Genomic DNA, 24,403 nt, shown 5'->3' with positions numbered 1-24,403 from the left:
CTCCTTATGCTTTTGCTTTGTCTTCTTCGATTGCCATACGAACGATATCTGTAATATGCGTTTCTGGTCCAAAAACTTTGATTGGAAGTCCCAATCTCTCAGCTGCCTCTTTAATATCTTTCAAACCTTTTTCATAATTTGGACCGCCACGTCTTACATAGATTCTTACACCTACATCTTTCATCTTATCTGCATATTTTTCAAAAGCTTGAATGATTCCTGTAAATGTTTTTGCAACATCTGTAAAGTTCGCTATCGCACCACCAATAATTAAGATTTTGTCTCTTCCTTGCGGGTCTTTTTTTCGGGTCATTAAATCAAGCACAGTCTCAGTATAAAATCGTGTCTCATCTGTAGTTGGCCCGCCAGAGTATTCTCCATAGTTTGCAAGATCTTCTACACCACCGGCCAAGTCAGCAATGGTATCCGCATAGACAACTGAAGCACCACCACCTGCCACAAGCGTCCAAATTCTTCCTTCTGGATTAAGTACAGTCAGTTTCAAAGAAGCACCACTTTTTGCGTCTGCTTCTGCAATCGCTTTTTCTTCTGGACTCTTTTCTGGCATTCCAAAAGGTGTTGGGAACTCAATATCGCCCCACTTATCTCGCATCAAGAATCCTGCAGTATCATCAAGTCGTGCAACAAGATCAAGAAGATAGACATTATCGCCAACAATAACTACAGGGTTGATTTCAAGGTATGCGAAATTGAGATCTCTAAAAAATTTATAGAAATTTACAGCAAAATTTGCATAGGTCTCTTTTTTATCTTCTGGAATATCAGCTGGAATGTTCTCTTTAATAATTTTTTCAATCTCTTCATCACTTGCATTAATTGGAATTTTCACTTCAACCACTTTATCCCAATTCTCTTCTACTTCCATACCACCGTGAGCACTCATATAGAGCACATCATAGTTTTCATCAAGAGTAGTAGCTGCAATATAGTACTCTTCATCTTCTGTGTGCGGTGTAAATGGCTCAACAATAAAATGGGTCAAAACACCTTTTTGTCCGCTAAGAAGTGTAGTTTCTTGATTTCTTTTTTCATCGATCCATTTTGCGGCATCTTCAAGTGTTACGTCACCTGGCTTATTTACCTTAAAAAGTACAAGATTGTTTTTTCCTCTTTTTCCAAAAAGCATATCTGGTTTTGCAACAAGAGGTTTGTTTTTGAGCCACTCATATCCTTGCTCCTCGGCTTTCTTTTTAAGTTCCTCTCCACTTGTAACAAGTACCGACTCGAAAGGATATTTAAGAGGAGCAAAATATTTGTCCCAATTTTGTGCAAAAAGCTTCTTGCCGTCGTATTCACGTATCGCTCTTTGAGCCATCTGTTCTCCTTAAAAATTATTGATTTGTGCTATTGTAACATTTAATTTAAAATATACTCATTTATTTTTTTTCAAAAGAGTTTATTCACTCTTTTTATGTTTATTTTTGTTACAAATTATATTTTATCTCTATTTATTCGTTACTTTTAGAAACATAATAATTCGCCAGGATCCTATTGTTATAGCGTATATTAATTTTTTCCCCTGAAGTTTTTGAAAGTTTAAAATTACTACAAAGGCCAATACCATAAAACTGCAGTTGCAGTGACAGTGAAGTATCAGAAGTAGTAATACAGGAGATACCTCTTTGATGTAGCTCTTTTGCAAGGAGTTTCCCTATATAATACTGCTTTGCAAAATGGCGTTTGAGATGACCAAAAAGAAGTTCATTGAAAAAAAGAGCAGCATCATTGAGAATCATAAAAGAGATAACAATAACAAAAGCAAAATAAAACTTTTTGCGATATTTTGGAAGACGTGAACGCACACTATGCAAAAAAGTGCGTACCATCAAAATCACTCCAAACACTGCAAAAGGAGCAAAATCTAAAAGGTTTATTTTTTGTCTGAAAGAGAGAAATAGTGCAAACAAAAATGCTACTGCACTCACAAACCATAAAACATCTTTATACTCTTTTATCATAACTCTATAGATGACATAAAAAAAATAGAGAAAAAGAAGGGGGGAAAATATTGCACTAAAAACTCCAAAAGTATCGAGAAAATAGCTTTTGGGCTTCCCTCCTACAGAAAAACCAAAAAGAAGCCAAGATGCACAAAAGAGAATAAAATAAAAAAATGCATATCTCCATCTTTTTTTATAGAGTGCATAGAAAGCAATAGCTAAAAACAAAATTGCAAACGCCTTATCCAAAAAGAGTAGAACGAGAGCAAGAATCATCCCACCAATACGAAAGGGGGAAAGAAGCAGTAAAAGTGCTGTTAAAAAGATTAAAAAAGGGGCTTTGTTGAGAATTACACCGGTTGCTAAAACTGCTGGAAGAAGAGAGTAGATAACTGCTGCCAGCAGTGCATCTTGCTCTTTTTTTACATAACGTTTTGCCAAAAGATATATGAGATAGACATTTGCTATAGAGATAAGTAATACTGGTAACCGCACAAAGAGCTCATGCGGGTATATTTTATACAGAGTGTTTGCAAGAGTATGAAGCCATCCAGATGAGGCAAACACAATTTTTGCCTCATCTGGACCTATGCCAAGTTTTAATGTTCCATAAAGAAGAATAAAAGAGTAAAAAAGAATATAATAAAAGATCATATATGCAAGAAATTATCCAGTATTTCGTATCCGTATTCACTCATAATTGATTCCGGATGAAATTGTACACCATATATCGGTCTTCCTGCCACTTCCAATGCCATAATCTCTTTATCATCTTTGCTATAAGCAGTTGGCTTGATAATAGATGGAAGGTTGTTTTGATTGACAACAAGAGAATGGTAACGTGTAGCACGAAACTCTTTAGGGAGTTTGTTAAAAATTTTTGTATTGTCACTGACTACAATTTGCGAAGTTTTTCCATGCATCATATTTTTTGCTTGAATAATCTCTCCCCCAAAAGCTTGCGCAATAGTTTGATGTCCAAGGCAAATCCCAAGAATAGGTTTTCTCTCAGCAAACTTTTTGACAACATCAAGACTTATTCCAGCCTCATTTGGCGTAGCAGGGCCTGGTGAAATAATAATTTTTTCAGGATTGAGTTTTTCTATCTCTTCTACACTCATTTCGTCATTGCGAATAACTTTGAGATTTGCTCCAAGCTCTAAGCAGTACTGCACAATGTTATATGTAAAGCTATCGTAATTATCTATCATAAGTATCATGTAAATCCCTTGTCCAAAAAAAATCTATCCATTCATCGGCATATTGTACAAAAAAATCTGGCTGAAACTTTGCACTCGATTTATAAAACAGCACTGCAGACTTGCAAGTAAGATGAGGAAATTTCTCCTTTACCTGTGCAATCACACGCTCCAATGTCTCACCAGAATCAACGATCTCATCTACAATTAAAATGCGTTCATGGCAACTAAGGTCTGGAATATTGCCTATAGTAACACATGGTAATTTCTTTTGATCCTCATAGCCAATTGCACTAATTGCATAAACACTACGAATATTGTAATACTCTCCCAAAAAATGGGCAATCGTTAAACCACCTCTACTTATTGCAACTATTGCATCAAACTTAAAATCTATTTTTTTTGTAAGAGTTTTGAGATCTCTTATAAATTCTTCGTAGCTGTAATAACGCATTACCAAACTTTTATTTCTTTGTAGAGGCTGTCACGTTCGACAGGAATAAAACCGCTATCTTTAATAAGTGCTACAAATTCTTCTAGTGGCACACCATTCCGGCTTTTGGCACCTGCAGCACTTTGAATAGCTTCGCGCTCAATTGTACCATCTAAATCATCTGCACCAAACTCCTGCGCAACAAGTGCAAGATTGAGCGTAGAGGTAGCCCAATAGGCTTTGATATGAGGAATGTTATCAAGCAAGATCCTTGCAATTGCTATAGTTTTGAGATACTCCTGGCCTGTTACAAAATTTTGGACTTTGAGGTAGTTGTTCTCTTTTTGATAAATAAGAGGAATAAAACAGTTAAAGCCCCCCGTCTCATCTTGAAGATTGCGCAGTCGCAGCATATGATCTATACGATGCTCCCTCTTTTCTACATGGCCAAAAAGCATTGTGGCATTACTTTTACGCCCTCTTTTGTGCCAAAGTCTATGAATGTACAACCACTCTTGGCTTGTAACTTTTCCTTTGCAGATATATTCTCTTACCTCTTCATCAAATATTTCCGCGCCACCTCCTGGCATACTATCTACACCATTTTCAATCATCAAATCGATCATCTCTTCAAACTCAAGACCATACTCTTTTGCCAAAAAATTCACCTCAGCTGCAGTGAGGGCTTTTATATGAATATGAGGAAATTGCTCTTTAATTTTGCGAAACATCCCCAAATACCAATCAAGTCCAGCTTTGTCATTATGCGCTGAGACGATATGCACCTCTTTGATACCTCGCTTACTTGCATCTTCGACTATTGCCAAAACTTCATCATGGCTCATAGTATAAGGATTTGGATTTTTGCGGTTGGCACTAAAAGCGCAGAACTTACAGATGTCTTTACAGATATTTGTTGGATTTATATGACGATTGATATTAAAAAAACTTTTCTTACCGTACAAATCTTTTCGCTTTTTATCAGCATATTTTGCTAATGTAAAAAGATCTAAATCATAGAGCTGTACACCTTCATCAATACCGAGCCGCTCACCGTTTTCTAGTTTTTGGAGAATATCCATCTACCCCTCTTCTAAGTTTTGTATAATATTATACAAAAAAAGGGCAGACTTGGATATAAAATATGTTATTGAGGATCTTCTCAATGAAAATGCAGACGATCTCACTATCTCCAAAGCACTTCGCAACTCAATAAATGAATATTTCAAAAAATTAGATCAACTATTCGATAAAACTCAAGGAAAAGATTTTCTTGTCAAACATACAAGGTATATTGACTCTATTATTACTGCTATATACAAAGTGGCAGTACGAAAGATGTTTGGAATCTACACTCCCCTTTCAAATGCCATTCCCATAACAGTTATTGCTCTTGGAAGTTATGGAAGAGAACAGCTCGCTCCCTATTCAGATATAGATCTTTTGATTTTATATGAAGAGACTGAAGGGTACCATATCAAAGCTCTCATAGAAAAGATTCTCTATATTATCTGGGATACGAAACTCAAACTCGGCCATAGGGTTCATGAGTTAAAAGAGATCCAAAAGATAGCAAAAAGTGATAATACTATCAAAACTGCTCTCTTAGAATCGCGTTTTTTGATAGGAAGCAAATATTTATGGTTTAAATATGAAAATGAGCTTGCAAAGGTGCGCCAATATAATCAAAAAGAGTATATTTTGGCAAAAATAGAAGAGGCAAAAAAACGCAGACACAAATACCCTTTTGCGATGGAGCCACATATAAAAGAGGGAGTTGGAAGCCTGCGCGATGCAAATCTGGTTTACTGGATTGCAAACGTAATATATGGCATAACTTCTTTAAAAAATCTCATTGGCACACTTTTCAATGAAGAAGAGTATAAAGAGTATCGTGTCGCACTTGAATGGCTCTTTCGTATCCGTGCAGCTCTTCATCTTGTAGCTAAGAAAAAAGAGGATAGACTTTTACTACAATATATACCTGATGTAGCAACAAAGCTTGATGTCAAAGGTACAACACCACAGAAAAAGCAGCAAAATCTCGTCACAAAAACCCTCCAAGCTATGCATACAATTGATACTTTTTCTCAAATCTATACAAAAAAGATGATAAGAAAATATCTGTTTAATGCACAAAATATTCCAAATCTCCATAGTGGTAGAGTAAAAGAGAAACTCTTCATATGTGAAGAGACGGGATTTGCATCCTATTTTATACAAGAAAATGCACTTAAATCGTTTCTTGATTTTCTTGTACAGAATGAATTTAAAAAATATGATCCAAGCCTTGTGCACTTTGCAAAAAAAGTAAAATCTCCCAAGCAATTAGCAAAAACGACTGCTAAAACCATCAAAAAACTCTACTATAAAAACAGTCTCTACCCCGTCTTATGCCTTTTACATAAAAGCAATCTCCTCGCAAATGTAGTACCTCCTCTTAAAAAAGTAATGTTTATGCCGCAATTTGATGGATACCACAAATACCCCGTTGATATTCATTCGCTCATGTGTATCAAAGCATTGGAGGAGATGGATGATCCGCACTTACAAAATCTCTGGAATAATTTAAATGATGAAGAAAAAGCTCTTCTCAAACTTGTTTTACTCCTCCATGATAGTGGTAAGGGCAGACGACAAAGGCACCACGAGGTTGGTGCTAAACTTTTTAAGACTTATGCACAAAAGTTGGGATTTTCTTCAGACCTAATTGAAACGGGCGCAATTCTTATCAAACACCACACAGATATGACAGATAACGCATACAATAAAGATTTTCATAATGAAAAAGTGCTTCTCTCTTTCGTAGCACCTCTCAAAAACAAAAAGAGGCTCGATATGCTCTATCTTCTCACATATGCTGATGTTAATGGTGTAGGAAACAATGTCTATACTTCATACAATGCAAAACTTCTCAAAGAGCTTTATACACTTGCACTTGAATCTTTGCAAAGAAGCGAAATACTAGATGAAGTGAGTAAAAGGCTCAAAAAAGAGAATGCACTGAAGAAAAATGCAGCATTTCTTGCTCTGCCAAGGATGCTGCAAAAACGTATTTTATCTATAGAATCGAATCTCTTTTTTATAAAGCATAAAACCGAAGAGATCATCGAAATATCAAAAATAGCCTATGAAACCAATGAATATACATACAAAATAAAAAATGATGACTTTTTGCGTATCGAGATCATTAGAACCACACCTATAAATTTGGGATATCTTCTTGGAAAACTCTCCTACCTCGATATAGTCTCTATGGAGGTTTTTAAGCTCTTTGATAATAAAAAATTTTTTCGCATAGAATTTATGGAAAAAGATGAAGAGAATATCGACTTTATTACACAAGTAATCGAAGATTCTTTTGATATGAGCAAAAAAATTCACCTCAAACGTCCGATAATCGAAAAAAGTGGTATAAAAATCGATTGTAATCACTCAAAAACTTATGCAATGATGGGTATAGAAGCACCCAATCAAAAAGGTTTGCTCGCTTTTATAGCAAAAGTTTTTGATGAATTTGGTATCGATATAGCCACAGCAAAAATACACACTATAAAAAAAAGAGCGAAGGATCTCTTTTTGATAGAAAAGAATGGAAACTTTTGTACAAGAACTGAGGAAATCTTGAAAAAATTGCTAGGAGAGTAGCTGGTGTGCGGAATTGTTGGTTACATTGGACAAAATAATATCAAAGAGTTTTTGCTTGATGGCTTAAGAGAGCTCGAATATAGAGGATATGATAGTGCAGGATTAGCAATACTGCAAAAGAGCGAGCTTAAAATTTGCAAAGCTGTAGGAAAACTCGAAAATCTCCGCCGTAAATGTGCTGATATGAAAGTAGAGGGCTTTGGTGTCGGCATCGCTCATACAAGATGGGCAACTCATGGCAAACCAACAGAACTCAATGCACATCCCCATTTAGGAGAGTTTAGTTATGTTGTCCATAATGGAATCATAGAAAACTATAAAGAGCTTAAAGAAAGTATCGATGCAAAATTTGTCAGTCAAACTGATACAGAAGTAATCGTACACCTTTTTGAAAAAAATTTAAAAGAGTTAAATGATCCTCTCAAAGCTTTTAAAGCAACTATCGATGCACTCAAAGGCGCTTATGCAATTTTACTTATAACAAAAGCTGCACCAGATAAGATCTTCTTTGCAAAAGAAGGTTCCCCTCTTATAGTTGGCAAAAATGAAAAAGAGATCTATTTTGCTTCTAGTGATGCTCCCCTTATAGCACACGCAAAAGAGGTGCACTATCTTGAAGATGGAGAGTGGGGAGTAGCTGCGTATGGCAAAGTTACACTCTTTAAAAATGAAGAGCACATCGAGCCCGATTTTCAACCACTCACAATCAACAAAGAACTTGCACAAAAAGGCGGATATCGCTTTTTTATGGAAAAAGAGATCTATGAGCAAAGCGATGTGATTACTGAGACGATGATGGGAAGAGTGGTTAACTCACATATAGAGTTTGAAGAGATTGAGAGTGAATTTTTACAAAACATCAATGCAATTAAAATATGTGCATGCGGTACCAGCTACCATGCAGGACTCAGCGGCGCCTATCTTATAGAAAAACTTGCTCGCTTTCCTGTATCTTGCGAGATAGCTAGTGAGTTTCGCTATAAAGATCCTGTTTTACATACAGATACGCTCTTTATTGTTATTAGCCAAAGTGGTGAGACAGCTGATACTCTTGAAGCTCTCAAGATGGCTAAAAGTGCAGGCCTTAAAACTTTAGCTATATGCAATGTAGATAACTCATCGATTGTACGACTTGCAGATCGCACTATTCTTACTCGAGCAGGTATAGAAAAAGGGGTTGCAAGTACCAAAGCATTTACAACGCAAGTGATTGTACTATGGATGCTAGCTCTCTATCTCTCTCAATATACAAATAGACTCGATGAAAACTCACGTGCAAAAGAGATAGAAGCGCTGCTGCATACACCACATGCGCTAAAAGTTGATGAGAATCTCCATGAGCGTATTCGGCGTCTGTCAAAACGCTACCTCCATGGTCATGGATTTTTTTTCATTGGACGCGATATATTCTTTCCTTTAGCACTTGAGGGAGCATTGAAGCTCAAAGAGATTAGTTATCTCCACGCAGAAGGCTACCCAGCTGGAGAGATGAAACATGGGCCTATAGCCCTTGCGGACCCTGAGCTCTTTACTATTGCACTTATGCCAAAGAACCTCCTCTATGACAAAATCAAAAGCAATGTAGAAGAGCTTAGTGCAAGAGATTCTACAATTTGTGCAATCAGCTCACAAGAGTTTGAACTTGCGGATGATTTTGTCCGTATACAGACATGGGATCACTATATGCTCGAATACTATGAGATGGCTGTAGTATTGCAGCTTTTGGCTATGGAAATTGCCATTAGGCTCGGCAATGACGTAGATATGCCAAGAAACTTGGCCAAATCAGTAACGGTGGAATAATCATGAATGTGCAAGAGCTACTCAAAGATTTTATCGAACTTCTCAAAGAAGAGAATGAACTACTCATAAACAGTGTTAAAGATAAAGATGTATCAAGTAAATTAATGAAAGTGGTAGAGCAAAAAGAGAAGCTCTTGCATGATATTTTAGCATTGGAAAAAGAGGATGTGGAACAGTTTACGCAAGAATTGCGTCTCATAGATGAGTGGACAGAGCGCAATAGAAGTCTTGCAGTCAACAACATAGAATTTATCAATGACATTTTTGATGCAATTTACGCTGCAAATGCTCCCACAAAATATACAAAAGATGGTAATATATCTACATCCAAAGAGGGTTTTTTCAATAAAAAGGTGTAGATATGGCTCTTTTTAACCTGCTCAACATCAATGGCCAGTCATTAAACAGCTTCCAAAAAGGTATTGATCTTGTCAATAAAAATATCAACAATGTCAATAACAAAGATTATGCAAGAGAGCGTGCAGTATTTACAGAGCTTTCAAATTATGGCGTAACGCTTGCCGAAGCACATAGAATATTTGATCAGCGCTACTTTGATAGATATATCCATGAAAATCAAAATTACAATTTTCATGAAGAGATAAACTCTTCCTTGGCAAATATTGAACAGATTTTCAATGATATTCAAGGAGCCGGTTTTTCACAAGAGCTTGATGATTACTTTTCTGCTATAAACGATATCGTAGCTGAGCCAACCAATATGGCAGCAAGAGAGTCTTTTATCAACAGTGCTAAAGTCCTTGTTTCAAAATTTACTTCATCTTACAGAATGCTTGCAGATGAAAAACAAAACATGCAAATAGCAATGCAAAAAGATATAGAGCAGATCAATAACCTTACCAATTCTCTTACAAAAATCAACATAGCTTTAGGGGAATCATCTTCTGCTTTGATACCTAGCCAAGAAAAGAGAAACACCCTGCTCAATCAACGGGATAAAATTATTAAAGATTTGAGTCAATATATAGATATCAAAGTCCGTTACAACAGCAACGGTACAGCAGACATTTTCAGCGCCAAAGGGCATGCTTTAGTAGTGTTTGATACAAGTTTTAATGTCTCTTTTTCAAGCACTCAAACAACACTGCAAAATAGTCTCACTCTCCAAAAAAGTGTTCTTTCGATTGATGGAGTGGAGCTTACTGATGAATTTAAAAAAGGAAAACTAGCAGCAAAACTCGAAGTCGATAAAACTCTTGATAAAGCTATAGAAAAACTCAACAATTTTGTTATCAGCTTTGCAAAAGAGAACAATGCACAACATAAAGCGGGAAAAACACTTGACGGAATAGATGGTAGTGCTCTTTTTTTACCCGACAACAATACTACAATCAATATTGCTAATATCTCTTTTAATGAAGCACTTCAGCAAAAAGATATTGCTGCCTCAAGTGACGGGAGTGTATCAAACAATGAAAATATGAAATCTCTTTATGCACTCCAGTATAAGAAGATTACCGATCTTGATAACAAGACATTTCATGATTATTATAAAGATATCGTAAGCGATATTGCAAACAAGAGAAACTTTCATAAATATCTTGCACAAGATAGCAAAAATATGATTGATGCAATAGATAAGAAGATCCAAGATATCAGTGGTGTAAACCTCGATGAAGAGCTTGTTAATCTTACACAACTGCAACGATCATACGAGGCCGCTGCGAGAGTGCTTAACGTAACAGATAAATTATTAGATGTACTAATGGATATTGTACGCTAAAATTATATTATAATGATCCGATAATGGCAAAAGAAGCTATAAAGAGAGGATGAGATGAGAATCAGCAATATACAATCATACAATACATTTCTCCAACAGATTAAAACGAAACAAAAAGAGATAGCAAAATATACCGATCAGCTCACTTCAGGCAAACGCATTCTCTCACCATCTGAAGATATGGTCGCTATTGCAAAATCTTTGAAGATGCGCCAAACAAATAAGGAGATTGATAATTTCTTAAACAATATCACTGATGTGCGCAATAGACAAGAGACTGCAGAAAATGCTATTAGCAATATCTATGAAACAGCGCAAGATGCAAGAGTAGAGATCGTAAGACTCCTCAATCATGGTGTGCTTGATTTCGAAGATGCGCAAATTGTCGATGACTATCTCCAAGGGCTCAAAAAGTATATCATTGAACAGGCAAATACCCAGTATGGTGATGTACACCTCTTTGCAGGTACCAAGAGCGATAGCAAAGCTTTTGAAAGCGTCCAAGCTACAAATGGTAAAACCTATGATGGCATCTATGGAGGGAATGAAGAGGTGCAAAAAGTACCTATATCCAAAGGGTACGGAGATGGTTATGAGGTAGATGCTACATTCAACGGTGCTGAAGCGTTAGGCACACTAGTTCCTCTTGTGGATGAGAACAATAATCCTATCGTTGATAGTAACGGGAATCAACTCAAGCAGCTAAAAATTGTAAAACTTATAGATGATATTCATTCTGCTATACAAAATGGTGATCTCACACAGATAGATGAATCTATCCTAAACGATTTTGATGAAGAGATGAAAAAAATCGATAGCACAAGAGCAAAAATTGGAAACCAGCTCAAAACAATGGATAAATTTGAAGAGCAGTACAATACCTTCAAAACTTCATACAATGAGATGATATCATCACTTGAAGATACAGATATAGCAGAAGTAATAACAAAACTTGAGCAATCAAAAGTTGCCTACGAAGCCTCCACTGCAGTCTTTAATCAAAACAAAGATCTCTCTTTGCTTAAATATTTTGCAGCGTAATTAACAACGAAAACTCTTCGCATAACTTGCAAGAGTTTTCTCTTTTTTCTCTTCTATTTCTATATATTGCAGTATCTCTTTTTTTTCTTGCTCAACAAGTTTGACTATCTCTTCAATTAACTCTCTAACACTTTGAAGTTCATTGTCAGAACATTTTTCGATTTCTTTTTGCAAAAGTGCAATCTCTTCTATCAGTCCATCAATAGAAGCACCCTCTTGCAAATCTTTTTTATGTTTTTTGAGTGTACGTAGGAGTTTATCGCTCATTTTGCTACCTGCTCAAACCCCTCTTTTATTGGTAAAAGGATCTCTTTGACATTTTGTATATATGCATGATCATTTGTAGCGTTTGCTTTTATCAGCTCATCGATACAAAAAGCGTAAATAGCATCGAGATTCTTTGCAACTTCCCTGCCATGTTCAAAATCGAGAGAATTTCTCATAATTTCTAAAACATCAATAAGTTTGCCAATTTCCCTCGCTTTTACTTCAATCTGCTGCTCTTCAATTGCCATCTTGACAAAGTCGAGTTTAGCTAAGATATTTTCAAAGGTTTTAAGAAGCAACTCCTCTTGGGAGTTGACTGTATCTTGATTTTTCAAGTAGACTTCATAGGGGTTTTGCATGGAGTATTCCTTCTATTGGTTATTTTGTGTGAAAGATTTTGCAAAGTTTTCAATGGAAGTCTGGAGAGACTTGAGCTGAGAAAGGTAAGCATTAACTTTAATAAACCTCTTGCGCATTGCACTCAGCTCTTCATGGATCCTATTTGATTTTATCTCCATCTCTTTTTGCAATCTATCTACTTGCTGGGTGTATCGGTTATTCATATCGGTAAGGTTGTCAGTATAAGTGCTAACAAAGTTTTCTGTGTTACGGGCAAAATCTTTGATGATTTTGGCTGCATTTGCATTGTTTTGCAAAAAATCTTCAAGTTTTTCTCTGTCAAGCTCCAGTTTTCCTTTGGCTGTCTCGCCATCACCAGGACTTTGGATAAACCCATATCGTGCAAGCTCGGATATTTGCCCAAAGAACCCTCTTGTGATACTAAAAAGACTCGTCTCACCCTTTAAAGCCCCAGACTTACCAGTCTCTTTGGTAATTGTATCTTTTAAGGTGTTGTAAGTATCAAGGATCTTTTTCAAAGAGCTCTCTATATCATTGTAGTTTTTCTTGATTGTGAGCGAGCTCTCTCCAGCTTCCTTTGCCTCAATCGTTACCCCACTCAAAATATTTTCAAATCTATCCGTAACACTAGTAAAAAGCATTCCATTGAGTTTGATTTGCGCATCTTGTGCCTGAAGCGTCTCATAGGTAACTGAGCTTCTCGTATCAAACCCTACAGTATCATCTCCATCACTATCGCTCACTCCTGTGATTGCGTTATCGAGCCCTGTGTTTTTCGCAGTTATTAGAAGTTTATAAGAAGGATTGGTATTTGAGCCGGTATTGACTATTGTGGCTTTAAGATCCTCGCTTTGGTTGATTTGTGCAACGATGTCATTGAGAGATTTGTCGCTATAATCGATAGTGAGGCTCTGATCTTGCCCATCTTTTTTGTATTCGATGCTAAGCTGACCATTAGCACCAAGCGTCTTACTCGCATCATCGATATCTTGCGACCAAGAGACGACATAAGAGTTCGCTCTAGCTTTTTGCACTACCTCAAGTTCATATTCGCCAGTTTGTGCGCTACTTGCATCCACACTTACACTGGCAATTTTACTATTACTGAGACTTGCTTCAAGATTTTGGTACGTATCATCTTGTTGCAATTTTTGCAAAGGAGAAGAAAGGGAGCTCAATGCACTTTTGATACTTACTATACTTGTTTGCTTACTAACTATTTTTGTTTGTTGTGCCTGGATATTTTGTATACTGATAGATTTAAGCTCAGCTAATTTGCTAAGATAAGCATCATAGTCAAATCCGGTGTTACTCAGCCCTGAAAAATTTATCTCACCGGCCATTGTGTTCCTTTATATATGTTTTTCAAACAAAAGCCCCGTCAACTCATCGATATACTTGGCAATTTTGAGCATCGCCTCGTCAGGGATTTGACGAATCACCTCTTTTGTTTTTTCGTCTACTATCTTGACTACCTTGATGCCTGTATCTTTATCAAACTCTATGCGCAGCTGTGAGTCCATCATCTTCATCTTTTCATTGAATGCATCTATACTCTTTTGTATTATAGCATGTTGAGCAGAAGGGCTGAGTTTTTGGAAGATCTCATCTTGTTTTTTTTGCTCGTTTTCAGAAATAGTGTTATTTTTATTATAAGTATTTGCAGTATGCATATCTATTGCAGCCTGTGTAGATTGAATCGCTTTTACATCCATGACTAACTCCTTGATTCCTTAACTAAACCTCCAGGCTTAGTTAAAGAATCGATAAGGGATGTTCCCTTATCGAAGCAGTTGCAATACCATTTGTGGCAGCTGTTTTGCCTGTGCAAGCATAGAGATGCCAGACTGCATGAGAGTTTGCTGTTTTGTAAACTCTGCCATCTCTTTAGCAAAGTCAACATTGCGGATGCGGCTTTCTGCTTCTCTTGTTTGCGTTGCAGAAAAGTCATTGTTATCGATGATGGTTTGCAAGTTTTGTTGAATTGAACCAAGTGAAGATCGAAGTTTATCGACCGTTTTGATTGCAGAATTTAAAATTTTCATTGCAGTTTCTGCACCTTTTTGTGTGGTGACATCTATTTTATCAAGATTATATTTTGTAGTATCAGGATTGATTGTAGTCTCAGTTGTATATGCACTATCTAAGCCAAACGCAGTCAAAATAGATGAACTGCTTCCTTTAAAAGTAAAGGCATCATCTGCAAGAAGTTGAACAATACCTCCATGATGCCAATCAATACTTTCATCTGTTGTAGAAGCATCGACAGTCAATTCATTGTTACTTGTATCTTTTTTTATGCCAAGTCCAAGCTGCTCTATATGTATTTTGGCAGATTCGTCGCCACTATTAGTGTACCCAGCTGTATTTTGTAACTTACCACTTGCTTTAATTTTGATATTTCCACCATTGATATCTTCTAAAACAATTTTTCCATTATCATTTTTCGCTACAACTCCGGTCTTTTCTGTAGCAGTATTGATTGCATTGATCACTTCGTCGATCGTTAAATCTGCATTTGGATCTTCATCCGTAAGAGTTTTAGAAATAGAGACAGTTTGAGAACCTTTTGATCCTGTAATCGCCAAATCAAGAGTTACGTCTACACTTTCCTCTACAGTTCCGGAAGTTGTACCACTAAGTCCAGTTCCTTCAAAAAAATTGGTTCCATTAAATGCAGATCCAGTAATTTTATTGGTAGCAACAGCTTCTACACCATCGATATATTTATTAACAACTTGTGCGAAATTATATGCATCTGCTTCTGTACCATATTCGGTTCTATACCAGGACATGATATCCGTACCATTTATCTCAATGGAATCTCCAGATCCTACAGTACCAGGTGCGCTATTAGAAAATGCATTTGCATCACCTGTTATAAATGTACCCTGTACTTCTGCAAGTCCACCAATATGTCTTGTTTGTGAACTTTGGATAGACATTGACAGAGTCTGCTCTGCTCTTGGTCCAAAATGGATTGTTTTGCCTACAAAAGATCCTGTCAAAAGCTTTTGACCGTTGAATTCTGTAGTCTCAGAGATTTTTTGAATTGCATCTGCAAGCTTAAGGATATCCTGTTGCAACGCATTTCTCGCATTTGCATCATTGGTATCGTTGGCTGCCTGAGAAGCTTTGGTATACATTGTAGTCAATTTATCATAAATCTGACCAAGAGTCGATTCAGCAATCTGCGCTGCACTGATACCGTCATTGGCATTTCTTGAGCCTTGTTCTAATGCTTTTGCTACGAGGTTGAGCTGATCTGCGATAAAAAGACCTGCTGCATCATCTTTTGCACTGTTGATGCGAAGGCCAGACTCGAGTCTCTCTAATGACGTATTGAGCTTTTGCTCATTTTTGAGCATATTTACATGTCCGAAGTCCGCCTGGTAGTTGTAGTTTACTCTGAGTGCCATTTTTGTCTCCTTGGTTTTTTTTACTCTCATATTATTGGCATGAAAATGGATTTTTTTAGTTTTTGGACAAATTTATTCCATTTTGACTATAATTAAAAAAAACAAAAAGGTTCTTTGTGCAAGAAAATCTCTCGCGTTTTGATACGCTCAAGCTTGCTACGCAGTATTGGCATGGAGATGAGACTACTACAATACTTATAGTGGTGCTCTTTTTTTTGGCAATAGTTCTCTTTTTTATCATTGGTACAATTTTGCAAAAGAGACTCAAAGAGAAAAACATCCAGCACTATTTTGATATATATGCCAAAGAACGTGAACTAAATGAGCGCGAAAAAGAGACTCTTTGGAAATATGCCCATAAGATGGAGCGCGATCCCATGCTTGTATTGGAATTTAAAGCGCCTTTTGAAAAGGTAATGGATCTCTATATAAAAACAGATCCCCATCCAGATGAGGAGCTTGTTAGGAGTCTGAGAAAAAAACTCGATTTTGAAGTAGTAAGCCCCTATATTCCTCTTATCACAACAAAAGATATTGAAGTATTTCAAAATGGGCGTATGATTCTATCAAACAATAAAGCCCTCGATGTCGCACTCTACGATAAAGATGAAAAATATATGTATTGGCTCGTAATCGATGGCGACCTTCCGCTCTCTACACACCCGGGAGAGTATGTTAAAATAGTCTTTATCCGTCAAGATGATGGGATTTATAGTTTTGAGCAACCAATAGCGGAAATCCTCAAAGAGTCTGGTAAAACAATTATTAAGATTCCTCATACATTTGAACTAAGTAGAACGCAACGTCGGGAAACTCCTCGCATAAAAATAGATATTCCTCTCAATTTCATTATCTATACCAATGATGAACAAAACGTTTTTGAAGGGAGGTTTGTCGATATTAGTGCGGGAGGGGCAAAGTTTTGTGCAAAAAATGATAATGATATATTAAAAAAGGTAAAGTTTGGTGATAATATAGAGCTTATTTTTAATCTCGACAAACATACATATAACCTAAGCTCCAAAGTGCTCGAAATCGATAGAAGACCGAAAAGTATCTGCTTTCGTACCCTCTTCGATAATGTTGACAAAGAGATAAAAGAGCAGATTTTAGAATTTGTGCTCAAAGAGCAGCTCAAACATGCCCAACTCAAAAGAAAACGCCAATGAAAGAGAAGAGCTTCAAGTTTTTTATAAAACAAAAAAGCATTCTTATCGATAAGAAAAGATTTGTAATAGCAAATCTGCAAAAAAAGATAGAAGATCTCCAAGAAAAAATAGATCAAAAAAAGAGTAAGATAGATTTACTAGACTCACAAGAGTATGAATCTCTCTTTTCTTTACATAATGCAAAAGCTTTACAAAAAGAGCTCAAAAAAGAGATCACACAACTTAACCAGCAAAAGAGAGCATTAGAAGAAGAGATTGAAGAGATAAAAATAGAACTTAAAGAGATTTTTAGCCAAAAAAAGGCTTTAGAAAAGATGCTACAAAAACAGCGCATCAAAGCACAACATAAAAAAATGCAAGAGGAAAACAGGTTAGCAGATGAGAGCCATTTACGTAAAACTCTTTTTCATAGTTAGTATCAGCAGCTTGCTGTTTGCTAATGAATGCAAAGAGATATCCAAAGAACTCAAAAAGCTCCAAGAGCTTAAAACTGTTGTAGAAGCAAAGATTGCCAAAAATAAAAAACTGCTCCAAGAGATAAAAGCGCAAAAGAAGGCACTCCAAGATCTCAATGCTACTATAGAAAAGCAGATTGCCCAGATAGAGTCTCAAAGGTTCAAAAAGCTTGCAAAAGATTTTGAAGGTATGGATCCAGAATATGCTGGAGAGAAACTCTCAAAAATAGAAGATCCAAAAATTGCAGCATATATTCTTTATAATATGAACTCAAGAAAAGCAGGCGAAGCACTCAATTATGTAGCTCCAGAGTCACTAAGTAAAATAGTCAAAATCCTCACCCAACTCAAGAAACATGAAAAAAAATAGCTTCATACGTATCCTCTTTTTTCTTATAGTGTATGTTACACTCAGTGCCATTGCCACCTACTATTTTAGTATTGACAAAAGAGAACGCACAAAACTCTACCTTGCACAACAGATAGAAAAACTCTACTCTGAATACCAAGCTACTAAGTATGCTTATCGTATGCTTGCAAACTTCTTTTATGATGAGTTGAGTCACAATACAAAATTTCTCCAGCTCCTTGTGTCGTGGCAAAAAGATTCAAAAGTAGGAAAAGAGATAGAAAAGGTCTTGAGTCAAAAATTTAGATTATTGCAAAAATATGAGATAAACTATCTCACTATCTATGATCCTTCTGGCAATATTGTAGCGAGTATGCATAAAATAGCACCAATAAAGAGAAAAAAGAGTAAACTTTTCGAAAAAAAAGAGACAACAAATGAGCTGGTCATTGAATTTAAAAAACCATTCTATTTTCAACGCAATATGGTAGGAATCTATAAAGCAGCTATCAGTTACAATGTATTCAAAAATAGACTTGCAAAACTTTTCAAAGGTTATTATGAATATATCATAAATGGTACACTTATCAATAAAAAGGTCTTTAGCTACGGCAACTACCTCTTTGTCCAAAGCGATCTTCACAAAGATTTTTACTATGAACAAAGCTCTAAGTCGCTACAAAATAGTAGGCAAAAAGAGCTCATCCATCGCATTAATAGTACAATAAAAGAGAAAATCGCTTCCTCTTTAGCCAAAAGAAAAAATTTTGCTATTTTGACAAAAATAGATGACACATATTACACAGTCTCATTTCTTGCCATAAAAGGAAAAGAGCATATAGGATATCTCATATCATATAAACCAGACTCCAATGCAGCAATTTTCGAGACGATCTTTTGGCAAAATGTCATCCTCAGCAATATCATTATAGCAATAGTACTCCTATTCATTTACTACGTACTTGAGACGAGAACTCGCTTTGAGATGATGGCTGTGACAGATAAGCTTACCAAGCTTTATAATCGTTACAAATTCTATTCTATTGCAGAGCAAGAGATCCAAAGAGCAAAAAGGCACAAAAGGCCTTTTGCAATTATAATGTTTGATATAGACAAATTTAAACTTATCAACGATACATATGGACATGATATAGGTGATCTGGTACTCAAAGAGATCTCACAAATTATTCGCAAAAATATTCGAAGATACGATTACGCTTTTCGCTGGGGTGGAGAGGAGTTTATTATATTAGCTCCAGAGACAGATATAAAAAATGCTATGAAACTTGCAGAAAAGATTCGTAAACTTGTAGAAAATCATTCATTTGAAGAAGTTGGCAAAGTGACGATTAGTCTGGGTGTGACGCAATTTGATCCTGAAAATGAAGATAATATTGATGCAGCGATTAAACGGGCTGATAATGCCTTGTATCTATCCAAAAAAGAGGGGCGCAATAGAGTTACTCTAGCTGTGTAGTCCCTGCTTTTTATAGATTTTAGCAAATATTTTAGCAATCGCTTGATAGAGACTCTCTGGTACAAAATCTCCTATATCACACGCTTGATAAAGAGCTCTTGCTAAAGGAGGATTCTCTTCAATTGGTACATTGTGAAGCCTTGCCTCTTCTTTTATGCGCAGGGCAATTCTATCTACACCCTTTGCCACTACTTTGGGTGCTTGCATTTTGCCTCTTTCATATTTCAAGGCAACGGCATAGTGCTCTGGGTTGGTAATGACTACATCTGCTTTTGCAACTTCAGCCATCATTCGTGTTAGGCTCATCTCACGCATTTTCTTTCTAATGGCAGATTTTATTTGTGGATTTCCTTCATAGAGTTTTTGCTCCTCTTTTATCTCTTGTTTACTCATTTTAATATTCTCTTCAAACTCGTACTTACGAAAGAAAAAGTCAATAACACTCACAGGAATTGAAAGAAGCGCAAATCCCAAAATCATTATAAGTGTATATTTCATCATCAAATATGCATCATCATAGATTCCTGTTGCAGCTAACCGCAATACCCCTTCAAGTAAGTAACTTACTAAGTAGTATGAAACAACTGTAGCCACTATGAGTTTTAAGAGATTTTTAAACAGTTCAAAAAGTGTCTTGAGAGAGAAGATCCTTTTAAGGCCAGAGATAGGGTCAATTTTTTCTAATTTTGGAATGAGAGGTTTGAAAGTAAACAAAAAACCAAACTGCGCAATATTGGAAAATATGCCTATAATAAGAAGCAAACCAAAAATAGGGAGAAGTAAAATAGCAAGATCTTTTACTATCTCATAAATAATAGCGTAATTATATTCTGGGATATTGTGCAATGGATCAGAGAAAAAATGGATAAAAATTTTATAGAGTCTCTCAAAGGCAAAAGGTATATAAAAAAGCAGTGTCAAAAAAACTGTTATTAAAGAGGCGCTAATAGCAATATCCATACTCTTGGCCACCTGCCCCTCTTCGCGCGCCTTCTCACGCCTCCGGGGGGTGGCCTTTTCGGTTTTATCTGGATCTTTGGCCATCTATTTTCCTGAACTTTTTATAAGATATATTATATTGTGAATGAGATCTTTGAGATACTGCTCTCCAGTAAAGACAATCACAGAAGCTCCTAACGCCAAAGCTGCAAGACCTATAAATATCTGCAAAGGCAATCCCACAATAAAAACATTGATTTGGGGTATGAGACGATTCACAAGAGCTAAAGCAAGATTAACGAGATAGAGGATAAGTGCAAAAGGAAAAGCTAGTTTAAAAGCCAAAACAAAAATTGTAAAACTATTTTGTATGATAAATTGCCAAAATCCTCCCTGGATATGCATCATGCCCAATGGAATATATGAAAAACTCATAAAAAGCGCCGAAACAAAATACCCATAAGCACCAGAAGCAAAAAAAATTATATAAAAAAGCATCAAAAAGAGTTTACTCAATACTGAAATTTGCCCATAAGTTGGATCAAACATATTAACAACTGTTAGTCCCATAAAATAGCTTATTATTTCTGCTGCATAGGAAAATGCCGATACAAAAAAATTGACTAAAAGTCCTATACCAAATCCTATGAGCAGCTCTAAAAGAATCATGAGTAAGATTTTGTAGAGTGTGATATCTTCCAAAGAGAACGTAAATGAGATATTTTTGACTATAAAAAATGAAAGACTCACCACTAATAAAATTTTGACATTTGTTGGGATCATTGTAGTATTGAAAAATGGAAAACTCAAAAATATGGCTATAACACGCGTAAAAACAAGTGATATCGCAATGGCATCATGTACAGTGACAAGAGGTGTCATTGTATCAGTGTGTGGATTGATTCAAAAATAGATCGAAAATAGTCGGTAAGCTCTACAAACATCCATGAACCAAACACTATTAAAGCAATAACAGTTGCTACAATTTTTGGAATGAATGTAAGTGTCATCTCTTGGATCTGTGTGGCTGCTTGAAAAATACTTACCAACATCCCCACCCCAAATGCTGTAAGAAGAACAGGTCCCCCAACAATTAAAGAGGTTTTGAGCATCTGCTCAATGAGTGTTATTACTTGATCTAGATTCATTTGTAACTCTCTATTAAAGCTTTAATCAAAAGTTCCCATCCATCAGAGAGTATAAACAAAATTAACTTAAAAGGGAGTGATATCATCATAGGAGGTATCATCATCATCCCCATAGACATCAAGATACTTGCTACCAAGAGATCTATTACCAAAAATGGTAAAAATATTACAAAAGCAACCTCAAAAGCGATTTTTATCTCACTGACTAAAAATGCAGGAATAAGGGTAGTAAGCGAAATATCTTCTGGCTTTGTTACCCGCTCTTTTGTAATATTTAAAAAGAGTTGAATATCTTTTTTTTGGGTGTTTTGCAGCAGAAATTTTTTTACTGGTTTAATTGCCAGATCTAGTGCAGTTTTATCATCAATTTTTTTTTGCATATAAGGTTCAATTGCTTGTGTATTGATATCGATAAATACAGGTTTCATAATAAAAAATGTCAAAAAGAGAGCCAATGCAATAATTACTTGATTTGGCGGAGACTGGGGGATACCTAGTGCATGACGAAGCAAAGAGAGTACAATAACAATACGTGTAAAAGAGGTAACAGTAATCAAAATTGCTGGTGCGAGACTGAGGATAGTTATAAGAAAGAGGATCTTAAGAGAAATGTCAAGATTTTTAAGCTGTGCAACAGTTTCTTCCACAACACCTGCAGCAAAGAGAGGTAATGTTAAAAAAGCAAATATTCCAAATAGTCTATACACTTTCCCTCTCTTTCTTCCACTCTTTCAATACTCTTATGCCATTTTCATCAGAGGCAAGCAATATAATATCATCTTTAATCTCTACTAAATAGATATATCTGTTTCTTCCAAGAATTTTGGTCTCTTTGATTTTGATCTCTCTGTTTTGCCTGGAGAGTTTTGGAAAGTTATTATTAAAATAGTAGTAGAGCGCATAGAGAAAAACTATTATAAGAGAAAAAGTAGCAAGAAATTTGATTATCGCATAGCTATCCTGCAAGATCAACTATCCTCACGCCATATTTTTCATTTGCAATAACAATCTCCCCAATAGCAAAGGGGGCATCGTTGAGAGTGACTGTCACATACTCTTCTACACTCTTATCAAGCTCTATCACATCACCCTCTTTGAGAGCAAGTATCTCTACGAGCAGCTTCTCTACACTACCCACATTTATACTAAGCTTGAGATTGATATCTTGTAAAAACTCTAATCCTGGATTTTGTGGATTTTCCATGATTATAACCCATTATGCTGTTTGAATGACAAAGTCAGTAAAATAGACATTTTTCACACCACCAATAGGTAAAATGGCATTAACTCGCTTTAAAATCTCCTCTTTAAGCTCCTCTATTCCTTCTGCGGTTCTTAGTTCACTTGAACTTTTTGTAAAAAGCAGTGTCGTAATTGCATCTTTTACCTGTGGAAGTCTCTTATCAAGCTCTGCTTTGATTTTTTCATCTTGTACATCGAGTACAATGCTAATTTTAAGGTATCTGTCAGCATCTTTATCTTGGAGATTTACAATAAATGTACCTACATCAAACTGTACACCAAGGTCTTCTACATTTTTAATCTCTTCAACAACTTTTTCGGCCTTTTTCTCTTTTTGCTCCTCTTTTTTCTTATCAAGCACCAAAAATTTATAAGCAGCTGCTCCTCCACCTCCTAAGAGTATAAGCAGTATAAGGAGGATAAGAATGAGCTTTTTTTTACCGCCTTTCTTCTCCTCTTGCTGCTCCTTTGTCTCTTCAGCCATCAAATACCTTTATTTTAGCGTTTTATATCCATTGTTGTTTGGAGGATCTGATCGCTTGTTGTGATTGTTTTTGCATTGGCTTGGTATGCCCGTTGCGCAGTAATGAGATTGATAAACTCTTTTGAGATATCTACATTGCTCATCTCAAGCATACCACTTCGTATTTTACTAATCACTCCTCCTGGTACTATTATCGGCGTAAATGTTTTTTGGTTAGGGAGGTAGAGGTTGTCTCCTTTTCTTATGAGAATCTCTTTATCTTTGAATGTAGCAACACCTAGTCTTGCAATATCTTTTACCTGGCCATTGGTATAAGAACCTTTGACAACACCATCTTCTGAAACAGAGATGTTCATCAAATCACCCTTGCCATAACCATCTTGTTGCGAGTAAAAAATAAAATCGGAGGCAACTTGCTTTATATTTTGATAAGAAACATCTATTGTCAAAGGTGATGTTGCTCCATTAGTCAAAGTAAATGAAAGTTGCTCATTTGCCCCACCACTTAGTTTTCCATTTGTATCAAATGTTAAAGTATGTTTAGGGGGAATATTGTTATCATCAGGAATATCCAGGAATGAATAAACATCCCATGTATTATTTGCACTACCACTTTTGACAAAATAGAAATAGAGAATATGCTGATTACCTAAACTATCGTAAGCTGGTATAGTATTAACATAGTTATAACTAGAAGAATCGCTAGGCTTAAAAGTAGCATTGGCAGGGACAGGTACACTTGAATCAAGATTTGTTGGTTCTTCAAAACTTACTTGAGATGTCATATGAGGTGCTAAAGAGTTTGGAATATTCACATCCCCTAAAGCTCCAGCCATATTTCCATTATTATCGAGTTTCCATCCTTGCAATTTATATCCAGACTGGTTGATAATATCTCCGTTGGCATCTACTCTAAAATTTCCATCTCTTGTATAATATTGCAGATCTTTGGCACTGGGACTGCGTACCATAAAAAAACCTTCTCCATCAAGAGCAAGCGAGAGTGGTTGATTGGTGTTTTTAAATGCCCCTTGACTAAAATCTTTTGTAGTTGATCCAACAAAAGATCCACCACCTATCTCTCTATTTTTTGGTGCTCCACCTGCTGAAAATGTTGTCAGAGAGCTTGAAACCAAATCATTAAAATTGACAACCTCTTGCTTGTAACCGTTCGTATTTACATTGGCAATATTATCTGAAATCACAGATAACCAATCCCTGTTTGCCCCTAACCCCGTATTTCCTGTATAAAATGACTGGAGCAT

27 protein-coding genes are annotated in these 24,403 nt (G+C 36.0%); 9 read left to right on the top strand and 18 right to left on the bottom strand.

All coding sequences use genetic code 11. The annotated features are described in order from the left end of the window. Positions 1–4 precede the first annotated feature (4 nt). From JG738_RS03775 to mqnE, 5 genes are all read right to left on the bottom strand, one after another. Positions 5–1,336 (bottom strand): ATP citrate lyase citrate-binding domain-containing protein, encoded by a 1,332-nt coding sequence (locus JG738_RS03775; RefSeq protein ID WP_201338442.1) that lies wholly within the window; start codon positions 1,334–1,336, stop codon positions 5–7. A 133-nt stretch (positions 1,337–1,469) separates the two neighbouring features. Beyond that, positions 1,470–2,615 (bottom strand): glycosyltransferase family 39 protein, encoded by a 1,146-nt coding sequence (locus JG738_RS03770; RefSeq protein WP_201338441.1) that lies wholly within the window; start codon positions 2,613–2,615, stop codon positions 1,470–1,472. Further along, entirely contained in the window at positions 2,612–3,181 is a 570-nt protein-coding gene (locus JG738_RS03765; protein ID WP_201338440.1) for an aminodeoxychorismate/anthranilate synthase component II, read from the bottom strand. Before JG738_RS03765 ends, JG738_RS03770 begins: the two co-directional genes overlap by 4 nt. After that, positions 3,162–3,614 (bottom strand): phosphoribosyltransferase, encoded by a 453-nt coding sequence (locus tag JG738_RS03760; RefSeq protein WP_201338439.1) that lies wholly within the window; start codon positions 3,612–3,614, stop codon positions 3,162–3,164. Before JG738_RS03760 ends, JG738_RS03765 begins: the two co-directional genes overlap by 20 nt. Next, a complete protein-coding gene (mqnE, locus tag JG738_RS03755; RefSeq protein ID WP_201338438.1) occupies positions 3,614–4,675 on the bottom strand; it encodes an aminofutalosine synthase MqnE in 1,062 nt (353 codons plus the stop codon). The genes JG738_RS03760 and mqnE overlap by 1 nt, the downstream gene beginning before the upstream one ends. Before the next feature lie 49 nt (positions 4,676–4,724). Between mqnE and JG738_RS03750 the strand changes: the two genes are divergently transcribed. From JG738_RS03750 to JG738_RS03730, 5 genes are read left to right on the top strand one after another with little or no spacing between them, the layout of a single operon-like run. Beyond that, a complete protein-coding gene (locus tag JG738_RS03750; RefSeq protein WP_201338437.1) occupies positions 4,725–7,241 on the top strand; it encodes a nucleotidyltransferase domain-containing protein in 2,517 nt (838 codons plus the stop codon). 3 nt (positions 7,242–7,244) lie between these two features. Beyond that, a complete protein-coding gene (gene glmS / locus JG738_RS03745) occupies positions 7,245–9,044 on the top strand; it encodes a glutamine--fructose-6-phosphate transaminase (isomerizing) (protein ID WP_201338436.1) in 1,800 nt (599 codons plus the stop codon). 2 nt (positions 9,045–9,046) lie between these two features. Next, positions 9,047–9,403: a hypothetical protein gene (locus tag JG738_RS03740; protein ID WP_201338435.1), complete on the top strand. Its 357-nt coding sequence runs from the start codon at positions 9,047–9,049 to the stop codon at positions 9,401–9,403. Between the two features lie 2 nt (positions 9,404–9,405). After that, on the top strand, positions 9,406–10,788 hold the full coding sequence (gene flgK / locus JG738_RS03735) for a flagellar hook-associated protein FlgK (protein WP_201338434.1): 1,383 nt from the start codon (positions 9,406–9,408) through the stop codon (positions 10,786–10,788). 54 nt (positions 10,789–10,842) lie between these two features. After that, on the top strand, positions 10,843–11,829 hold the full coding sequence (locus JG738_RS03730; protein ID WP_201338433.1) for a flagellin: 987 nt from the start codon (positions 10,843–10,845) through the stop codon (positions 11,827–11,829). On the opposite strand, the gene JG738_RS03725 is transcribed toward JG738_RS03730, so the two are convergent. The 5 genes from JG738_RS03725 to JG738_RS03705 all read right to left on the bottom strand — a co-directional run bounded on the left by JG738_RS03725 (position 11,830) and on the right by JG738_RS03705 (position 15,875). Next, positions 11,830–12,096 carry a hypothetical protein gene (locus tag JG738_RS03725; protein WP_201338432.1) on the bottom strand — a complete coding sequence of 89 codons (267 nt, stop codon included), beginning with the start codon at positions 12,094–12,096 and terminating at the stop codon, positions 11,830–11,832. Continuing rightward, positions 12,093–12,455, bottom strand: coding sequence for a flagellar export chaperone FliS (gene fliS, locus JG738_RS03720; protein WP_201338431.1), 363 nt, complete (start codon positions 12,453–12,455; stop codon positions 12,093–12,095). The genes JG738_RS03725 and fliS overlap by 4 nt, the downstream gene beginning before the upstream one ends. A 12-nt stretch (positions 12,456–12,467) precedes the next feature. Further along, positions 12,468–13,799 carry a flagellar filament capping protein FliD gene (fliD, locus tag JG738_RS03715; RefSeq protein WP_201338430.1) on the bottom strand — a complete coding sequence of 444 codons (1,332 nt, stop codon included), beginning with the start codon at positions 13,797–13,799 and terminating at the stop codon, positions 12,468–12,470. 9 nt (positions 13,800–13,808) lie between these two features. Beyond that, positions 13,809–14,171, bottom strand: a complete 363-nt coding sequence (locus JG738_RS03710; RefSeq protein ID WP_201338429.1) for a flagellar protein FlaG — start codon at positions 14,169–14,171, stop codon at positions 13,809–13,811. A 66-nt stretch (positions 14,172–14,237) separates the two neighbouring features. Next, positions 14,238–15,875 (bottom strand): flagellin, encoded by a 1,638-nt coding sequence (locus tag JG738_RS03705; RefSeq protein WP_201338428.1) that lies wholly within the window; start codon positions 15,873–15,875, stop codon positions 14,238–14,240. A 116-nt stretch (positions 15,876–15,991) separates the two neighbouring features. Between JG738_RS03705 and JG738_RS03700 the strand changes: the two genes are divergently transcribed. The 4 genes from JG738_RS03700 to JG738_RS03685 are packed head-to-tail and all read left to right on the top strand — an operon-like array spanning position 15,992 to position 19,325. Continuing rightward, the gene (locus tag JG738_RS03700) at positions 15,992–17,044 is read left to right on the top strand and encodes a flagellar brake protein (protein WP_201338427.1); all 1,053 of its coding nucleotides are present in this window, start codon (positions 15,992–15,994) and stop codon (positions 17,042–17,044) included. Next, positions 17,041–17,460, top strand: coding sequence for a hypothetical protein (locus JG738_RS03695; protein WP_201338426.1), 420 nt, complete (start codon positions 17,041–17,043; stop codon positions 17,458–17,460). Before JG738_RS03700 ends, JG738_RS03695 begins: the two co-directional genes overlap by 4 nt. Then, positions 17,423–17,869, top strand: a complete 447-nt coding sequence (locus JG738_RS03690; RefSeq protein WP_201338425.1) for a hypothetical protein — start codon at positions 17,423–17,425, stop codon at positions 17,867–17,869. The genes JG738_RS03695 and JG738_RS03690 overlap by 38 nt, the downstream gene beginning before the upstream one ends. Continuing rightward, positions 17,856–19,325, top strand: coding sequence for a GGDEF domain-containing protein (locus JG738_RS03685; protein WP_201338424.1), 1,470 nt, complete (start codon positions 17,856–17,858; stop codon positions 19,323–19,325). Before JG738_RS03690 ends, JG738_RS03685 begins: the two co-directional genes overlap by 14 nt. Here the strand turns inward: JG738_RS03685 and flhB are convergent. From flhB to JG738_RS03645, 8 genes are read right to left on the bottom strand one after another with little or no spacing between them, the layout of a single operon-like run. After that, positions 19,314–20,369 carry a flagellar biosynthesis protein FlhB gene (gene flhB, locus JG738_RS03680; protein WP_201338423.1) on the bottom strand — a complete coding sequence of 352 codons (1,056 nt, stop codon included), beginning with the start codon at positions 20,367–20,369 and terminating at the stop codon, positions 19,314–19,316. The two genes, JG738_RS03685 and flhB, sit on opposite strands and share 12 nt — an antisense overlap. After that, positions 20,370–21,146, bottom strand: a complete 777-nt coding sequence (locus tag JG738_RS03675; RefSeq protein ID WP_201338422.1) for a flagellar biosynthetic protein FliR — start codon at positions 21,144–21,146, stop codon at positions 20,370–20,372. It lies immediately after the preceding gene. Next, the gene (gene fliQ / locus JG738_RS03670; RefSeq protein ID WP_084275534.1) at positions 21,143–21,412 is read right to left on the bottom strand and encodes a flagellar biosynthesis protein FliQ; all 270 of its coding nucleotides are present in this window, start codon (positions 21,410–21,412) and stop codon (positions 21,143–21,145) included. The genes JG738_RS03675 and fliQ overlap by 4 nt, the downstream gene beginning before the upstream one ends. After that, positions 21,409–22,119, bottom strand: coding sequence for a flagellar type III secretion system pore protein FliP (gene fliP, locus JG738_RS03665; protein WP_201338421.1), 711 nt, complete (start codon positions 22,117–22,119; stop codon positions 21,409–21,411). Before fliP ends, fliQ begins: the two co-directional genes overlap by 4 nt. Beyond that, the gene (locus JG738_RS03660) at positions 22,112–22,378 is read right to left on the bottom strand and encodes a flagellar biosynthetic protein FliO (protein ID WP_201338420.1); all 267 of its coding nucleotides are present in this window, start codon (positions 22,376–22,378) and stop codon (positions 22,112–22,114) included. Before JG738_RS03660 ends, fliP begins: the two co-directional genes overlap by 8 nt. After that, on the bottom strand, positions 22,368–22,616 hold the full coding sequence (locus JG738_RS03655; RefSeq protein ID WP_201338419.1) for a FliM/FliN family flagellar motor switch protein: 249 nt from the start codon (positions 22,614–22,616) through the stop codon (positions 22,368–22,370). Before JG738_RS03655 ends, JG738_RS03660 begins: the two co-directional genes overlap by 11 nt. Before the next feature lie 12 nt (positions 22,617–22,628). Further along, positions 22,629–23,138, bottom strand: coding sequence for a flagellar basal body-associated protein FliL (fliL, locus tag JG738_RS03650; protein ID WP_201338418.1), 510 nt, complete (start codon positions 23,136–23,138; stop codon positions 22,629–22,631). Positions 23,139–23,152: 14 nt separating this feature from the next. Continuing rightward, a complete protein-coding gene (locus JG738_RS03645) occupies positions 23,153–24,403 on the bottom strand; it encodes a flagellar hook protein FlgE (RefSeq protein ID WP_201338417.1) in 1,251 nt (416 codons plus the stop codon).

The organism is Nitratiruptor sp. YY08-26 (genome assembly GCF_016593215.1).
GTDB classification, from domain to species: domain Bacteria; phylum Campylobacterota; class Campylobacteria; order Campylobacterales; family Nitratiruptoraceae; genus Nitratiruptor; species Nitratiruptor tergarcus.
Note: the sequence above shows the minus strand (reverse complement) of the source record. Positions and strands in the feature narration are given on the sequence as shown.